Consider the following 15,066-nt stretch of genomic DNA (forward strand, 5'->3'; position numbering starts at 1 on the left):
GGAATCCTAACCGCCGAACCTCCGGGGATCCGGTGTCGTCACTTGGTCCTGACAGAGTCGATCTGCGCCGAGGTCACGGAGAAGACGGTCGCGCTGCAGGTGCTCATCGCACCCTCGACCGGATGACCGACGATCGTGACCGTGGCGATCTGCGCGGCGCCGGGTGCGGAGCTGAGCGATGTACGACGGCCGAAGGAGTGCGCGACCGAGACCAGCTTGGCCGGCAGCCCCGGCCCGGCGAGCGCGTACCTCTTGCCGTCCGTCGTCCTGAATCCCACGCAGGTCAGACCGTCGCCGCTGACAGTGCCCCGCAACGTGACGTCGCCGGGCGAACTGTCGCGCGGTGAGGACCGCGGGGTGCTCGGGCGGCCGGGCGACGTGGTGGCACCCGAGGTCGGTGCGTTCGAGGTCGGAACGCCCGATGTGGAGGGGCTTCCCACGGACGCCGAGCCGCAGCCAGCCAGCAGGACGACGCCGAACGCGCCCAGTGCGATCGCGCGGGTCGTCGGCGTTGTCATCGCGCTCAACCGGTGGTGATCGAGTGGATGGTCGCCGAACTGACCACGAACGTGGTGCCCCCGCACGTGTTCATCAGCCCCGATGCGGTGTGGCCGACAACCGTGACCGTCGCTGTCTGCGGGGGCGAGGGCTGCGCGGTGATCGAGGTGCGGGATCCGCCCGAGTGCGCCACGGTGTAGAGCTTCCCCGGCACAGCACCGGTGATCACGTACTGGTGCCCGTCGGTCGTATGCAGCCGCACGCACGGCAACCGGTCGCCGCTGACCGTGCCGGTGAGGGTGACGTCCTTGGCCGTTGGTGATCCGCCGGCCGTGGGCGAGGACGTCGCACTCGACGATGTTGAGGATGGTGCCGACGAGGATGTGGTCGTCGTGGAGCCGCCCGGTGCGTTCGCGGATCCGCACCCCGCGAGGACGCCGGCGGTCAGGGCGATGGCAGCTGCGCAGGGCAGTGCGCGGAACGAATTCATGAAGCTCCTTCGTGGACGGCCCACCCGTGACCTGCCGGTCATCGCCGGCCGCCCTCATTCACTACGACGATCCGCGCCGCCGCCGGGTTGGGTGGGGACGCGGAAAGGGCCCGCGAGTAGTTACTCGCGGGCCCCTCCCAGATGGATCAGTGGGTCACTTGAAGGCCTTGATGAAGTTCAGGCCGTTCAACTCACCGACGCCGGTGACATTGTCCCAACCCTTGGCCGTCACCAGGTTCTCCTGGCGACCGAGAGAGTTGATCGGGTGACCGTCCAGGCTGATGATCACGCCTGCCGGGTACTTGGTGCTGGGGACGAAGGCGCCGGCGGTGTTGACGCCGTTCAGGTCCCGCAGTGCCGACGTGCCGAGCAGGGCGTACAGCCGCGGCGCGGCGTTGCCGATCGAGACCTTGTTGTAGGCCTTGGCGAGTGCGACCGTCGCAGCCACCATCGGCGAGGCCAGGCTGGTGCCTCCGTAGGTGTCGTACTCCTGGACGCCGGGGCCCGTGGGGACACCGTTCGACTCCGGGTACGCCGTGTCGCGCACCGTGAAGCCGGTGTACGGGTTGGCGAGCCCGGCGACGTCGGGCACGGCGCGCATCGTGGTGGAGGTCGTGACCTTGCCCTTCTGCCACGTCGGGATCGTCGAGACCTGGCTGACGCCGCCACCGGCACCGTCGACCGGGAAGTTGATACGGGTCTTGGCCGTCGAGCTCAGGCTCTTCTGCTGGTAGTAGGCGTCCTCCCAGCCGACGTCGGCGACCAGCGAACCCGCAGCGGACAGGCCGACCGATGAACCACCGACCGCAGTGGTGTAGGTGCTGGAGGCCGGGTAGCCGATGTGCGGCTTGTTGTCCGGGTTGCCGCCAGCACCGAGGTCGTTGCCGGCAGCGTCGGAGTTGTCGCCGCTGTCACCGCTGGAGGCGAAGGTGCTGATGCCGGTCAGGTTGGCCTGCTGCAGCGGACGGTCCCAGGCGGCCTTGTCGGCGGCGGTCAGACCCTGGTCGTAGGCCTCACCGAACGACATCGAGATCGTGGAGACCTTGTGGTCGTTGACCATCTTCGACAGTTCGGAGGTGAGGTCCGCGTCCTGGCAGCTCTTGGCGCCGTAGTAGTAGATGGGCGAGTTCGGCGACACCGAGTGCGAGGACTGCACGTCGATCGACTGCTCGGATCCGGCGCCGTACGGGTCGCACCCGGGCTGGGTGGCCAGGATCTGCGCATTGGTCGCTGCCGGGTATGCGGTGTAACTCTTCAGCGCCGGGTACTTGGCCGCTGCCATGTAGGTGTTGGTCTCCGACAGCATGTTGGGGTCGTTGCCCCAGAGCAGCAGCCCGATGGACGGAGCATTCGTCTGCACGGCGGTCGTCATGCCCTGGATCTTGGCCAGGTCCTGCGGCACGTAACCACAGATGAGGTTGGACTCCTTGGCGTAGACCTGCGCCGACGGCTGCAGGTGGTCGCCCCAGTGCGTGGCGCAGTCGGTGCTGCCATCGGTGGCGGTCGCCGAGATGCGCCCGCGGGGGCCGCCCGACACCTTGCTGCTGGGAGTGCGGTTGATGGTCTTCCGCGACGACCCGGCCAGGTGGGCGTTGTCGACCTTCGCCCTGCGCAGGGTGCTCAGACCGGCGACGCCGCTCAGACCGATCGACCGGTCGACGACCGGCGTACCGATCGCGGCGACCCCGGACACGCCGTGGGCGCTGGCCCGACGGACGGTGACGCCGAAGGCACTGCTCACGTGCGAAGCGGTGGTGTGGACCATGACCTGGCCGCCTGCGGCATCGACCTGGTCCACGACCATGCCATGCGACTTGGCGAACGACGTGACGTGTGCGAGCTGCGCCGCGGTGGGTGCGAAGAGCGCGCGATAACGAGCGGTGCTGACCACGGCGCCGGCGGCGGTCATCCGTGCCATCAGGGCCGCGTTGCGCTGCGGCAGCTGCAAGGTCAGTGACATCGCGGTCGCACCAGGGGCGTTCGCGCCGAGGCGAAGTCCGCTGGTCGAAACCGAGGAGTTGGAGAGCGTGGTCTTCGCTCCGTTGGGTGTGGCGGCCAGAGCTGCCGCGGCGGGCACCACGGAGGCTGTCGTGAGGACTGCGGTGACCGCGGCCAGACTGCGACGTTTCATTTGCCTGTCACTTCTCCTAATCGGGACTGTTATGACGGAAAGCAGCGAGCTCGTGCGGCCGAACACCTAAGGCCTACCCGACCCCTACCCCTCACTCGCGGCTGCGCGAGTCACACAATAACCACGGAAGTGGGCTCGCGGTGGGCGTCGCTCCTAACCCATCCGAGAAGATCTCCCATTCAGCGGAACGCGGCGATGAAGCTCATCCCGTTCGGCTCTCCGACCCCGGTGACCGGATCCCAGCCCGCCTTGGTGACCAGATTCTGCGGCTTGCCGTCGAGGACGACGAGTTCCTTGCCGTAAGAGGGGGACTCGTAGTAGACCCCCGCCGAGCTCGGAGCGTTGACGTCCAGCAGCGCCGAGGTGCCGAGCATCGCGTAGAGCCTCGGTGTCGCCAGGCCGACGGCAACGTTGTTGTACGCCTTGGCGAGCGCCACGATCGCCGCGACGATCGGCGTCGCGAGGCTTGTGCCGCCGTACGTGTCGTACTCCTCCACGCCCGCGCCGGTGGGCACGCCGTTCGCGTTCTCGGTGTAGTAGGTGTCGCGGATCTGGTAGCCGGTGTAGGGGTCGGCGAGAGCAGCGACATCGGGGACCACGCGGTGCGTCGTCGAACCGGAGACCACGCCTTTCTGCCACGTCGGGATGGTCGACACCGAGCTCACGCCCCCTCCCGCGCCGTAGATCTCGTGGTTCGGGACCACGGAGGTGGGTACGGCGGTGGGGCTCGGCTGCGCGAGGAACTGATCCTCCCACCCGGCTGTCACCGCACGAGTTCCGTTCTGGTAGTAGCCGATCGAGGTACCACCGACTGCCGTGACATAGGCGCTGCTCGCCGGATAGCCGACGTGCGGGGCGGCATCGGTGGTCTGCGTGGAGTTGTCGCCGTCGTCGCCACTGGCCGCGAAGGTGCTGATGCCGGTGAGGGATGCCTGCTGGAGCGCGCGGTCGTACGCCGCACGGTCGGCGGGCATCAGGCTGCCCGCGTCGTCCTGGTACCCACCGAACGACATCGAGATGGTCGAGACCTTGTGCTGGTCGACCATGAGCTGCAGCTCCGTCGACAGGTCGTTGTCGTAGCAGCTCTTCGCGCCGTAGTAGTAGATGGGCGAATTGGGCGAGATCGCGTGCGAGGACTGCACGTCCAGTGCGGTCTCACCGCCGGCGTTGTAGGGGTCGCAGTCGGCGTGGCGGGCCTGGACCTGGGCGTTGCTGGCCGCGACGTTCGTGACGTAGGTCTTCAGCTGCGGGTATCCGTACGCGCTCATGTACCTGTTGGTCTGCGCGAGCATGGCCGGTTCGTTGCCCCAGAGCAGCAGCCCGATGGCCGGCGCCTTGGACTGCGCGGCCTGCACGCCGTACATCGTGGACAGATCGGCGGGCAGGTAGCCGCACAGGTAGTTGGACTCGAGCGCGAACTTCTGGCCCGACGCGCTCGGATAGAGGTGGCTGCCCCAGTACGTCGCGCACGCCTTGGATCCGTCCGAGACGGCCTTCGGCGCGACCCGCCCGCTCGTGGGAGCGGCCGATCGGGCGTGGGTCGGGAGCTTGATGTGGGTCGTGTGCGCCCGGCCGAGAGCGTTCAGGCCCGCTATCCCGCTCAGGCCCAGCGAATTCGGCACGGTCGGATTGCTGGTGACCGCGAGCCCGCGGCGGGTGCCGAGGGATGCGGAGTGCACGCGCACGCCGAACGCCGAGTCGACCCGTCCGACGCTCGCCTCGACGCTGACCTGGCCGGAGTTGCGACTGACGGACGTGACGGTGAAGCCACGACCGGTCGCCCATGACCGCACCCGGGCGATCGAGGCGGCGGACGGCGCCACCAGGGCCGCGTACCGCGCCTGGCTCAGCACGGTGCCGCGGGCGATGAGGCGGTCTGCCAGCGCCTGGTTGCGCAAGGGCAGCTGCAGCGTGAGCGACATCGGCGTCGCATCGGGCGCCGGACTGCCGAAGTGCACACGGGCACCGGATGCGCCACCGATCACACCGGAGTCGACCAACATCGTGCGGCCGGCGGACGGAGCGCTCGCAGCGGCGGTGACGCCGGGCGTCAGGGACACCGCGGTGACGAAGGCGGTGGCGGCGGCGAGGTGCACACGATTCACGGCGGGACTGCCCTTCACGAGGGGTGCGGAAACGGCGGGCGCGACTGAGAAACAACGGCACCCACCGCGCGTGACTCTAGTTCGGGCACCCACCTCGACAGCGGATGAGAACCCACCCGATTCCCCTGCCGATGCGGGTCACGCTCCCGGCGACGGCGCCGAGGAGCGCTGCCGCTGGGCGGACCGGCTCGCGCTGAGCGGCAGCATCACCCACAACCCGATGAAGCTGAGTACGGCCACTCCCGCTGCGACGAGGCCGGCGACCTGGCCCACGAGCAGGCTGAAGACCAGGAGCACTGCCAACACGATGGTCGCGGCGAGAGCGGCCAGCCCGGCCTTCGCCAGTCGACTCGCGAGCGCCACGAGCACGTCCTTCTCGTGTCGGCGGAAGAGCAGCCGGTGCGAGCTGACCGGCGCGATCAACAAGATGGTGGCGCTCACCGCGCAGACGACGGCGCCGGCGTACTCACCTCGTTCGAGGCGGTCGAGCGTGCCGAAACGCTGCTGGAAGGGCAGCGTCAGCAGGAATCCGGCCAGGATCTGCACGCCCGTCTGGGTGACGCCAGCTCCTGCAGCAACTCCTCCCAGTTGCGGTCCATCCGCTCGGTGGCGGTCTCACCCCTGTCGGGGGACGTGTGATCGGTCATGGCCCAGTCTGTCCCCGACGGCGGACGCGGCGGGGTGAAGCGGCAGTGCGAGCAGAACCGTGACGACGGCCAGGACTGCGGCGACCACCAGCGAGACCCGCAGGCCGTGCACGACGGAGTGCGCGGCGAACGCGCCGAAGAGGGCCACCCCGATCACGCTGCCCGTCTGCCGAGCGGTGTTCAACGCACCGGATGCGATGCCCGACCGATCCCGGTCCACCGACCCGAGCAGCGCCGACGTCATGGCGGGCACGATGACACCGAGCGACGCGCCGAGGAGCGTGAGCTGCACGACGAGCGCGAGGTACGGCGTGCTGCGGCCTGCGAAGAGCATCGCCACGAGCGCTACGGCGAAGACCGACGCCGCCGCGGCTATCACCATGCGGGTGCCGAAGCTGGAAACCAACCGGCCCGCAGCGATATTGGCGATGAGCACGACCGCCGTGGTGGGTGCGAACGCCAGACCGGTGGCCAGCGGGGAGTAGCCGCGGACGGTCTGGAAGTAGATGCCGAGCACGAAGATCAAGCCGTAGAAGGCGATGTTGATGACCAGCCCGATGGCGGTCGTGGCGGCGAACGTCGGCGACCGGAAGAAGCCGAGCGGCAACAGCGGTGCGGCGCGGCGTCGTTCGACCAGGACGAAGCCCATCGCCGCACCGGTCGCGACCACCAGACCGGCCAGCACGACGGGATCGGCGAAGCCGCGTGCCCCGCCCTGGACGACCGCGGCCGTGAGCGCCCCCAGGGTGACGACCCCCAACAGTTGACCCGGCGGGTCGATCGAGGCGCGCGGCGATCGCGAGGTCTCTTCTGCGTACCGGGCGATAAGCACTGCGCCCAAGGTCCCGAGCGGAAGGTTGATCAGGAAGATCAGCCGCCAGCTCGACGCCGCGATCAGCGCACCGCCGAGCAGCGGCCCTCCGGAGAGTCCGATGCTCGCACCGGCCGCCCACAGTCCGACCGCGCGCGCCCGGCCCGCGTCGTCGGGGTAGGCGTGGTTGAGGACCGTCAGGGAACACGGCACCAGGGCGGCCGCACCGATGCCCTGCACGGCGCGGAAGACTATGAGCCAGCCCAGACTCGGAGCAATGCCGCAGGCGACGGATGCCGCTGTGAATACCGCGAATCCGACGATGAGCAGCCGTTTGGCGCCGATCCGGTCGGCCAGCGAACCCGCGGACAGGATCAGTGCAGCGAAGGTCACCGTGTAGGCGTCGACCACCCACTGGGCCGCGCTGATGCTGCCGCCTAGGTCGTTGCGGATCGAGGACACCGCGACGTTCACGACGGTCACATCCAGTTGGACGACGCCGTACCCCAGGCTCGTCCCGGCGAGGGCCAGGGCGGCGGATCCGGTACGACGGCTCGAGTCGCTCATGTGCCCGACGCTAGGCACGGATCCCTTCGATCGCCGTCGAAGCGATCCGGTCCTACCGTGAAGAGATGAGCGAACTGGGCGACGTGGATCTGTCCGCGGTGGGCGCGGTGCTGGCCGACCCCGGGCGGTGCCGGATGCTGTTGGCACTGGACGACGGCCGGACGCTCCCGGCCTCCCGGCTGGCGGACGAGGCGGGCGTCAGCGCGGCCACCGCCAGCAGTCACCTGCGTCGCCTGGTCGACGCCGGGATGCTCGTCGTCGAACCGCACGGCCGGTACCGCTACTACCGTCTCGCCGGTCCGGAGGTCGGCCGGCTCATCGAGACGCTGCAACCGTTCGCGCCGCGCCGCCCCGTGCAGTCGCTGCGCCAGGGCACCCGCGCGGCCCAGCTGCGGACGGCGCGGACCTGTTACGACCACCTGGCCGGGCGCCTTGGGGTGGCCTTGATGACATCGATGCTCGAGCGGCACCACCTCACCGGAGGAGACGGACAGCGCACCCCCAAGGAAGGGCCGCAGGGCGCCGGCAGCGAGATCGACTACGAGCTGACCGACGCGGGTCGGGCCTTCCTCGACGACTTCCGCGTCACGCTCGCACCGAGGCGCCGCGCGATCCGCTACTGCATCGACTGGACCGAGCAGCAGCACCACCTGGGCGGTGCGCTCGGGCGTGGGCTGTTCGACCGGATGGTCGCCCTCGACTGGGTACGCCGCTCGCCCGCGCACCGCGCCGTCGACCTGACGCCGGCCGGACGCGAAGGCCTGGCAGCGACGTTCGGGATTCAGGCCCTCTGAGCAGCAGTCATCGGCGCGGGCTGCACGGCACCCAACCTTTTCGTCCTGCCGGGCGTCTTCGTGACATCACTCGCCGCAACGCCGAATCCCGGTCGCCGCAGCGAATCAGGGAGCGCGAGAGCGCACATCACCAGGGGGTAAGAAACGCATGAAGATTCACAAGGTGGCGCTGTCAGCAGGGGTCCTCCTCGCCGCCTCGGCAGGAATGGTCGGCATGGGCGCACCGGCACACGCGGCTGGCACCACGATCCTGGCTCTGCACACGGGTGACACGTTCACGACAGGCCAGAGGGGCGTGCTGTGCGAGGTGCACACCGGCGGCGTCGAGTGCATGTTCAACACGGCGCGGCCGTACGGCGTGACGAGCACGCAGGCCAAGAAGATCTGCGGCAACGCTGCGCTGGAGGACATCCAGCTGTCCAGCCGGTCCTGGACCTGGGGATGCGCCACGGACGTGCAGGTCATCCCGACCAAGGCCTCCAACGCCTGGGCCACGCCCCACCGTCTCCCGATCGACGGCGGTCTGCACGCACCGGTGATCCCGGCGAACTGGACCTTCACGGTCTCGGGCCTGCCGTGCCACGTGTCGTACAACGGAGCGGTCGGCTGCGCCGCGACGGGTTCGAGCAACACCGGATTCACCGCCGACGCGCGTTACGTGGTGCCGCGCGGGACGCACGCCTGACCGACTCCACAGCATCGATATGGCCGCCTCCGTACGACGCGTCGTACGGAGGCGGCCGTTTGCCGCTCGGCCGACGTCCAGCAATAACCCGCCGGACGTTGCGCCAGCTTGCAGCTTCCGCTGCGATGATCGGTGCGTGCCAGACGCGGGTGGGGGACGGATTCATCATGTCCGCAGGGCTTCGGGGGTCGCCGCCGGTGTCGTTGCGGTCGCGGCGAGCTGGGTCGTCGCGTCGCTGTACGGCGTCTCGTCCGCAGACATCGCGCGCTATCTCCTGGCCTCCCTCTGGTCGATCCTGCTGCCGGGAGCGCTCGTCCACCGTGCACTGCGGGGCCGGTCACGCGACCTGCTGAGCGAGGTCACCTGGGCGTTCGTGGTCGGCCTGGTCGTGCAGCTGGTGGCCTGGGCGATCTTCGTGGGCCTCGGGGTGGGCGGTTGGCTCGCGGCGTACCCGTTGATCGTGCTCGCGGTCTTCGCCGCCGTTCCCGCGCTGCGGGTGCACCTGCGACCCGGGCGCTACGAGAGCAGCACGCCGGTGCCCGTCGCCTGGGGACTGACCGCGGCGTACGTCGTGTCGATCGGGCTGCTCGCGTACGGCACCTTCCGCGTCAGCCCGCTGCCGCCGAGCACTCGCCGCTGGTACCAGGACCTCTACTGGCACGCCGCGATCAGCGCCGATGCCCGGCACTCGGTGCCGCCGGTCGTGCCGCAGCTGGGCGACCAGACCTTGAAGTACCACTGGTTCTCCAACGCGCACATGGCAGCGGATTCGCTGGTGTCCGGTGTCGACGTGCTCACCGTCACCGCGCGGCTCTGGTACCTGCCCATCTATGCGGCGCTCACCGCCACGACCTACCTGCTGGCCGCGCACCTGACCCGGCGCGCCTGGGCGGGGCTGCTCGCGGCCGTGCTCATCCTCGTACCACCGGGTTTCCTTCTCCTGCAGTGGCTGCCCGGGATCGCGCAGGACTCCTACATCCCGCTGTCCCCGTCGCAGATGTTCTCGCTGCCGCTCATCGCGCTCACCGTCTGGCTGCTGATCGACGTATGTCGAGCGCGCGCGTCCGCCGGCACCTGGGTCCTGTTCGTATTCCTCGCTATCGGACTCTCCGGAGCCAAGTCGTCGTCATTGCCGACGGTGCTCGGCGGCGCGGGGCTGGCGCTGCTGCTCGCCCTCGTACGCCGCACAGGACGGACCGCGGCCGCGTGCGCCACAGCTGTGGTGGCAGTGGTGATCGCGGTCAGCTCCCGCTTCGTCGCCGGAGGCACCAGCGGATCGACCTTCCGACCGGATGCGACGGTGCGCTCCCTGAAGGTGTTCCAGCAGTTCTCCTCCCACTCCCACCTGCAGCACCGCGCACTAGCGGTGCTGCTGCTCGTGCTGATCGTGCTGCAGGTCGGCTACGGCCTGGTCGGCCTCTTCCTCCTCCGCCGACCGCATGTCGCCGATCCCGGAGTGTGGATCCTGATCGGGGTCGAGATCGCGGCGCAGATCGCGCTGTCGGTCATCGACCACCCGCAGGGATCCCAGTACTACTTCGTGCGCGGCACCGATCCGCTGTGGACCGTCTTCGGAGTGTGGGGTTTCGCTGCCGTCGTGGCGCGCGCCCGGCCGGCTGCCCGATGGCGGATCGTGACGGCCGTCGCCGGCTTCGGCGTGCTCGGCACGCTGCTCGTGGCGGTCGCCCGTATCCTCGGCGGTGGGCACCAGCCCACCGCCTCGGCGAAAGGGCGGCCGCCGTCGTACTACTCGTCGGTCTTGTCGTGGTGGGAATCGCGTTCCTGCTGAGACTGATACGCCGCCGACCCGTGCTGCACCGAGTGCTCATCGCGGGCGTCGCGGGCGGTGTGCTGATCGCCTCCGCGCTCCCGACGCTGCTCACGGTCGGCCAGTACGCCCAGTCCACCCGCTCCCGCACCCCGCCGTACGCCGGGCACCTCGCGACAGCGCAGGTCGCCGGGGCGCGTTGGGTCGCGGCCCACACGCCGCAGGACGACCTGATCGCGACGAACATCTACTGTGTCGGCACCGTGACCGTGCCGCACTGCGACGACCGCGCGTACTGGGTGCAGGGCCTCACCGAGCGCAACAGCTACCTCGGCGGCTGGGCCTACGAGGACCAGAACCAGGCGAACGTGCTCCACGACCCGCACACCGCGTACCGACGGAGCTTCTGGGACCCGGCACGGTTGCGCCTCAACGCCGCCGCGTTCAGCGCACCGACGCCCGAGGTGCTCGACACCCTGTACGGCAAGGGTGTGCGGTACCTCTTCGCCGACACCACGGCCAGCCAGGTGTCCTCGCGGCTGCGCACGCTGGCCGACCTGGTGTGGAGCAGCGGCCAGGTGCAGGTCTACAAGCTGCACGCTCCGGCCTGAGACGGACCCGCTCAGGGCTGTCTCGTGCCGTGCACCTGCAGCGCGCGGCGAGCGTAGAACCGCGGCGCGATACGCGGGATCACCATCCGCGGGAGCGCCGGCGCTGCCTTCAACATGTCCTGCAGGACGACCGGATCGCCCTCGTAGGCGAACATCCCGAAGACCAGCGGCAGTGTCGATTTCGGCAGTCCGGCTGCTCCCGCCTCGCCGATCGCCGCCCACTCGGCCTCGGTGAGTACGGCTGCCGCAAGCGGCAGCACGCTGCGCTCCTCGAGCTCCAGGTGCGCCTTCAACAGGTCGTACAACGTTCGCAACCTGGCGACCAGTTCGTCGCGGTGCACGGCGTCGACATGGCTGCGCCACCCCGCGCGGGCCGCCGCGACATCGTTCAACGCCGCATCCAGACCGACGTGCTGGCTCTCGACCTCGTCGATCAGCCTGGCCGCCTGCTCGGGCACTCGCTCGCGCATCGTCGGCCAGAGCAGGGCGTCCTCGCCGGCGTGATGGTGGTGCAGCATGTCGCACAGGAAGCCGAGGTGCCTGTCGACCACCACGGCCCGCTTCAGCGCGCCCGGCTCGACCCGGGCGACAGCCGCGGGCAGCAGGCGGAACTCGCGCAGCATCGCGGTATGCACCACGATCATGTCCCGCACGTCGACGAGTGGCGCTTCGTCGTCGGCCATGATGTCGACCGTGTCGACGACGGACTCCGCCGTGTCGGTCACGGGCCGGCAGACCCATCGGGCCTGCTCCGCATTCCACCAGCATCGGGTGGTGTGGCTGTGTGTGTCGGTGTTCATGCCTCCAGAATCGGGACGCCGCTTCGTCCGCACCATCCCAGAAATGTGGGGACTTTCGCCGCAACGCTGTCGCGCTCCGGGGAGCTGGGTCACCATGGTCCGGTGACCACGCAGCGGCACCGGTCGCTGGCGGACGAGCTGACCGTCGGCGCCCGAGGTGACACAGATCTGAGCGCGCTCGCCGCGCGGATCTGCTCCGCCGTACGCCGCCATGTGCCCTTCGATTTCGGCTGCCTGGCCACCACCGACCCGTCCACCGGGTTGATCAGCTGGACCTACAAGACCAGGCCCCTGGCGGTCGGCGACGAGGAGTTCGCCGCAGCGGAGTACGGCGGCCCGGACATCAACCAGTTCAGTCAGATCGCGACGCGGCCCGACCCGGTCGGGGTGCTCTCGATCGACACCGGCGGGGCACCTGAGAAATGCCGCCGGTTCCGCGAATTCCTCGCTCCCAGTTTCGGGTTCACCGATGAACTGCGCGTGACGTTCCGTGCGCAGGGATTGATCTGGGGGCCCTCGCGATCTACCGCGGCACCGCCGAGCCGCCATTCACGGCGGCCGACGCCCGGGTGGTGTCGGCCGTGCAGTCCCAGATCGCCGACCTGATCCGCGGTGCGGCCTTCAGCCCCCGCCGCACCGGCTCCGACCCGGCGGGCAGGCCGTCCGTCATCATCGTCGACGGCGCCGACCGCGTTGCCAACATCACCGCCGCGGCCGAAGCGCGGATCGAGGACCTCGGCGGCTGGGACAACGGATCCCTTCCCGCGACCGTGCTGGCTGCAACGGCAGCCGCGCGCAGCACGCCGGAGCTCGCGATGACCCGGGCCATGGGCCGCTCGGGCTCCTGGCTGACGGTGCGAGCGACCAGGTTCGCCGCGGGCCCCGCGAACGAGGCGGCTCCACCACCCGATGACGTGGTGGTGACCATCGACGACACCACCGCCGCCGAGATCTGCGCGATGACGCTCGCCGCACGCGGACTCAGCCGTCGCGAGCAGGACGTCGCCGCAATGGTGTTGCAGGGCGCCGCGACGTCGGCCATCGCCGCCGCGCTGCACCTGTCGCCGCACACCGTGCAGGACCACCTGAAGTCGATCTTCGCCAAACTCGGCGTCAACAGCAGGCGCGAGATGGTCAGCAGCCTCGTCGTGCGCTGACCTCTCGGCGGCAACGCACCTCGACGAGGAGAGGCACCATGGCAACGGCAAGCGGGTCGCTTCGATGCCGAGGGGCACTGTCGATGTCTCGGTGGCGGGCGAATGGTCGTACGCGCAGACCCTTCGGCATCTGATCATGGCGACCGACACCTGGCTGGGTCGCGCGATCCTGGGCGGGGAACGGCCCTACCACCCGATCGGTCTACCGAACGCCGAATACGAGACCGACGGCTATGACTTGTCCGTTTTCATCGATGCGACCCCGCCGTACGACGAGATCCTCGCCGTACGAGCGGAGCGGGTCGCGATGGTGCGCGTTTTCATCGCAGACCTCACTGCGCAGGATCTTGCCCGGTCGTGCAGGCACCCATGGGCCCCCGACCGCCGCGTGTCGATGCTCGCCTGTCTACACACCATCCTCAAAGAGGAAGGGGCGCATCATCGCTACGCCGTGCGCGATCTCGCGTCGATCATCGGACAGCCGGAAACCGGAATCTCGGCAGATGATTGACCGGCTCGGGGCGTTCCATATAGAGGGCGAAGAATATCTGTAAGAATGTCGCGCTGAGATGCGAACAGGTGTATGATCCATAAATGAGGCAGCCTCCCGAAACCACCGCTGATCGGGGCCGGGACGTGCCGCAGGAATTCGATTCTCATGGCGCCGTGGGAATGCCTCCGAATATCGATAACCTCGACGTCGCCCAAGCGTTGAAATGGTGTCGCGGCGTGCTCGCCGCGGTTTATTCGCAGGCGAAGATTGACCGCCACCGACTCGACCTCGGAGAGCTGGAATCGCAGGCAGCCGAATGTGCAGCGATCGCTAATGCCGCCACCGCGGTGCAGACCGTGCGCGTCGCCCAGTACGCCGCGACTGAACGGACAACCGGCGCCGACGGGACCGACCTCGAGATCGACCGTGGCATCGGCCACGTCGAGGAGTTCGCCGACACCGACCTCGCACCCGCCATGTGCTGGAGCGAACGGCAGGCCACCGCACGTGTCGGCGACGCGGTCGACGCTGTCACCGTGGCGCCGGCCCTGCTGGACCTGATGGGCGCGGGCGCGATCGACTCCTGGCGGCTGCGCCGGATCACCGAGATCCTGGCCTACGCGCCCGACCACATCGCGAGCCATGTCGTGGAGACCCTCATAGCCCGCGGCGTCACCGGGTGGACCCCGACGCAGGTCAGCCGGCGCACCCGCACCCTCCTGACCCGCCTGGACCCGATCGCCGCGGAGACCCAGCACAGCGCCGCCGCCCGTGACGTGGTCGGGGTGTTCGTATCTCCCTCCGCACACGCCGGATACACCGATCTGCGCGCGACGCTGCCCACCGAACGCGCGCGTGCGGCGTACGCCGCGGTCGATGCCCTCGCCCGTGAACTGCATGCAGAGACCACGACCGGCAAGACCCTCGCGCAATGCCGCGCCGACGCCCTCACCGACCTCATCCTCGCCAATGCGCACATCGAGACGACCGTCGTCTTCCAGGTGCCGGTCGACCGCACACCGGGGAACGGCGAGCCGAGCGCAGTCAGCGCGATCGGGGACGTCGACGTCGCCGGCGTCGGGACGATCTGCGGCGACACCGTCCGGCGCCTCACGGCCGAGCTCGGCACCCGGATCGCCCGGGTGCTGACCGACCTGGGCGCCGGCACGCACCTGGACACCACCACTCGCACCTACTCCCCCACTGTCGCGATCCGCAGGTTCGTCGAGACCAGGGACGAGCACTGCCGCTTCCCCGGCTGCACCGCGCCACCGAAGAACTGCGACGCCGACCACGTCATCCCCTGGCCGCGCGGTGAGACGACGCCCGCCAATCTGCAGTTGCTGTGCCGCCACCACCATCGAGCAAAACACGAGCCGGGTTGGCGGGTGCGCATGACTGACAATGGGGAATGCACGTGGCCCAGCCCTACGGGCCGAATCTACGAAACCAGGCCCGAGGCGATGATCAGGGCAGAACTAATGCAGCTGACTGCCTGAATCGAATATT

General features: G+C 69.2%; 16 protein-coding genes. 9 read left to right on the forward strand and 7 right to left on the reverse strand.

The window, feature by feature from the left end:
* Positions 1-38: 38 nt before the first annotated feature.
* Positions 39-278, reverse strand: a complete 240-nt coding sequence (locus LVQ62_RS02495; RefSeq protein WP_208050989.1) for a hypothetical protein — start codon at positions 276-278, stop codon at positions 39-41.
* A gap of 37 nt (positions 279-315) precedes the next feature.
* Here LVQ62_RS02495 and LVQ62_RS02500 point away from each other — a divergent pair, with 37 nt between their 5' ends.
* Positions 316-537 (forward strand): hypothetical protein, encoded by a 222-nt coding sequence (locus tag LVQ62_RS02500; RefSeq protein ID WP_233764369.1) that lies wholly within the window; start codon positions 316-318, stop codon positions 535-537.
* On the opposite strand, the gene LVQ62_RS02505 is transcribed toward LVQ62_RS02500, so the two are convergent.
* The 5 genes from LVQ62_RS02505 to LVQ62_RS02525 all read right to left on the reverse strand — a co-directional run bounded on the left by LVQ62_RS02505 (position 524) and on the right by LVQ62_RS02525 (position 7,249).
* The gene (locus LVQ62_RS02505; RefSeq protein WP_208050991.1) at positions 524-988 is read right to left on the reverse strand and encodes a hypothetical protein; all 465 of its coding nucleotides are present in this window, start codon (positions 986-988) and stop codon (positions 524-526) included. The two genes, LVQ62_RS02500 and LVQ62_RS02505, sit on opposite strands and share 14 nt — an antisense overlap.
* 154 nt (positions 989-1,142) lie before the next feature.
* Positions 1,143-3,119 carry a S8 family serine peptidase gene (locus tag LVQ62_RS02510; RefSeq protein WP_233764370.1) on the reverse strand — a complete coding sequence of 659 codons (1,977 nt, stop codon included), beginning with the start codon at positions 3,117-3,119 and terminating at the stop codon, positions 1,143-1,145.
* 179 nt (positions 3,120-3,298) lie between these two features.
* Complete coding sequence (locus LVQ62_RS02515; RefSeq protein ID WP_233764371.1) at positions 3,299-5,224, reverse strand: protease pro-enzyme activation domain-containing protein; 1,926 nt, start codon at positions 5,222-5,224, stop codon at positions 3,299-3,301.
* A 138-nt stretch (positions 5,225-5,362) separates the two neighbouring features.
* Entirely contained in the window at positions 5,363-5,770 is a 408-nt protein-coding gene (locus tag LVQ62_RS02520; RefSeq protein WP_233764374.1) for a DUF6328 family protein, read from the reverse strand.
* A 69-nt stretch (positions 5,771-5,839) separates the two neighbouring features.
* Positions 5,840-7,249 (reverse strand): MFS transporter, encoded by a 1,410-nt coding sequence (locus LVQ62_RS02525; protein ID WP_233764376.1) that lies wholly within the window; start codon positions 7,247-7,249, stop codon positions 5,840-5,842.
* Between the two features lie 65 nt (positions 7,250-7,314).
* On the opposite strand from LVQ62_RS02525, the gene LVQ62_RS02530 reads away from it, so the two are divergent.
* The 4 genes from LVQ62_RS02530 to LVQ62_RS02545 all read left to right on the forward strand — a co-directional run bounded on the left by LVQ62_RS02530 (position 7,315) and on the right by LVQ62_RS02545 (position 11,107).
* Positions 7,315-8,043 (forward strand): helix-turn-helix transcriptional regulator, encoded by a 729-nt coding sequence (locus LVQ62_RS02530; protein ID WP_233764386.1) that lies wholly within the window; start codon positions 7,315-7,317, stop codon positions 8,041-8,043.
* A 148-nt stretch (positions 8,044-8,191) separates the two neighbouring features.
* The gene (locus LVQ62_RS02535) at positions 8,192-8,728 is read left to right on the forward strand and encodes a hypothetical protein (RefSeq protein WP_233764388.1); all 537 of its coding nucleotides are present in this window, start codon (positions 8,192-8,194) and stop codon (positions 8,726-8,728) included.
* 136 nt (positions 8,729-8,864) lie between these two features.
* The gene (locus LVQ62_RS02540; RefSeq protein ID WP_233764394.1) at positions 8,865-10,517 is read left to right on the forward strand and encodes a hypothetical protein; all 1,653 of its coding nucleotides are present in this window, start codon (positions 8,865-8,867) and stop codon (positions 10,515-10,517) included.
* A 20-nt stretch (positions 10,518-10,537) separates the two neighbouring features.
* Positions 10,538-11,107 (forward strand): hypothetical protein, encoded by a 570-nt coding sequence (locus tag LVQ62_RS02545; RefSeq protein WP_233764395.1) that lies wholly within the window; start codon positions 10,538-10,540, stop codon positions 11,105-11,107.
* A gap of 11 nt (positions 11,108-11,118) precedes the next feature.
* Here LVQ62_RS02545 and LVQ62_RS02550 read toward each other — a convergent pair whose 3' ends face one another.
* On the reverse strand, positions 11,119-11,907 hold the full coding sequence (locus LVQ62_RS02550; RefSeq protein ID WP_233764398.1) for a hemerythrin domain-containing protein: 789 nt from the start codon (positions 11,905-11,907) through the stop codon (positions 11,119-11,121).
* Between the two features lie 102 nt (positions 11,908-12,009).
* Here LVQ62_RS02550 and LVQ62_RS02555 point away from each other — a divergent pair, with 102 nt between their 5' ends.
* From LVQ62_RS02555 to LVQ62_RS02570, 4 genes are all read left to right on the forward strand, one after another.
* Entirely contained in the window at positions 12,010-12,513 is a 504-nt protein-coding gene (locus LVQ62_RS02555; protein ID WP_233764399.1) for a hypothetical protein, read from the forward strand.
* On the forward strand, positions 12,489-13,064 hold the full coding sequence (locus tag LVQ62_RS02560; protein ID WP_233764400.1) for a helix-turn-helix transcriptional regulator: 576 nt from the start codon (positions 12,489-12,491) through the stop codon (positions 13,062-13,064). Before LVQ62_RS02555 ends, LVQ62_RS02560 begins: the two co-directional genes overlap by 25 nt.
* A 136-nt stretch (positions 13,065-13,200) precedes the next feature.
* Positions 13,201-13,575 (forward strand): DinB family protein, encoded by a 375-nt coding sequence (locus LVQ62_RS02565; protein ID WP_233764401.1) that lies wholly within the window; start codon positions 13,201-13,203, stop codon positions 13,573-13,575.
* Between the two features lie 83 nt (positions 13,576-13,658).
* Positions 13,659-15,056 carry an HNH endonuclease signature motif containing protein gene (locus LVQ62_RS02570; RefSeq protein ID WP_233764402.1) on the forward strand — a complete coding sequence of 466 codons (1,398 nt, stop codon included), beginning with the start codon at positions 13,659-13,661 and terminating at the stop codon, positions 15,054-15,056.
* Positions 15,057-15,066: the final 10 nt, after the last annotated feature.

This window comes from Allobranchiibius sp. GilTou73 (assembly GCF_021391335.1).
GTDB lineage: Bacteria > Actinomycetota > Actinomycetes > Actinomycetales > Dermatophilaceae > Allobranchiibius > Allobranchiibius huperziae.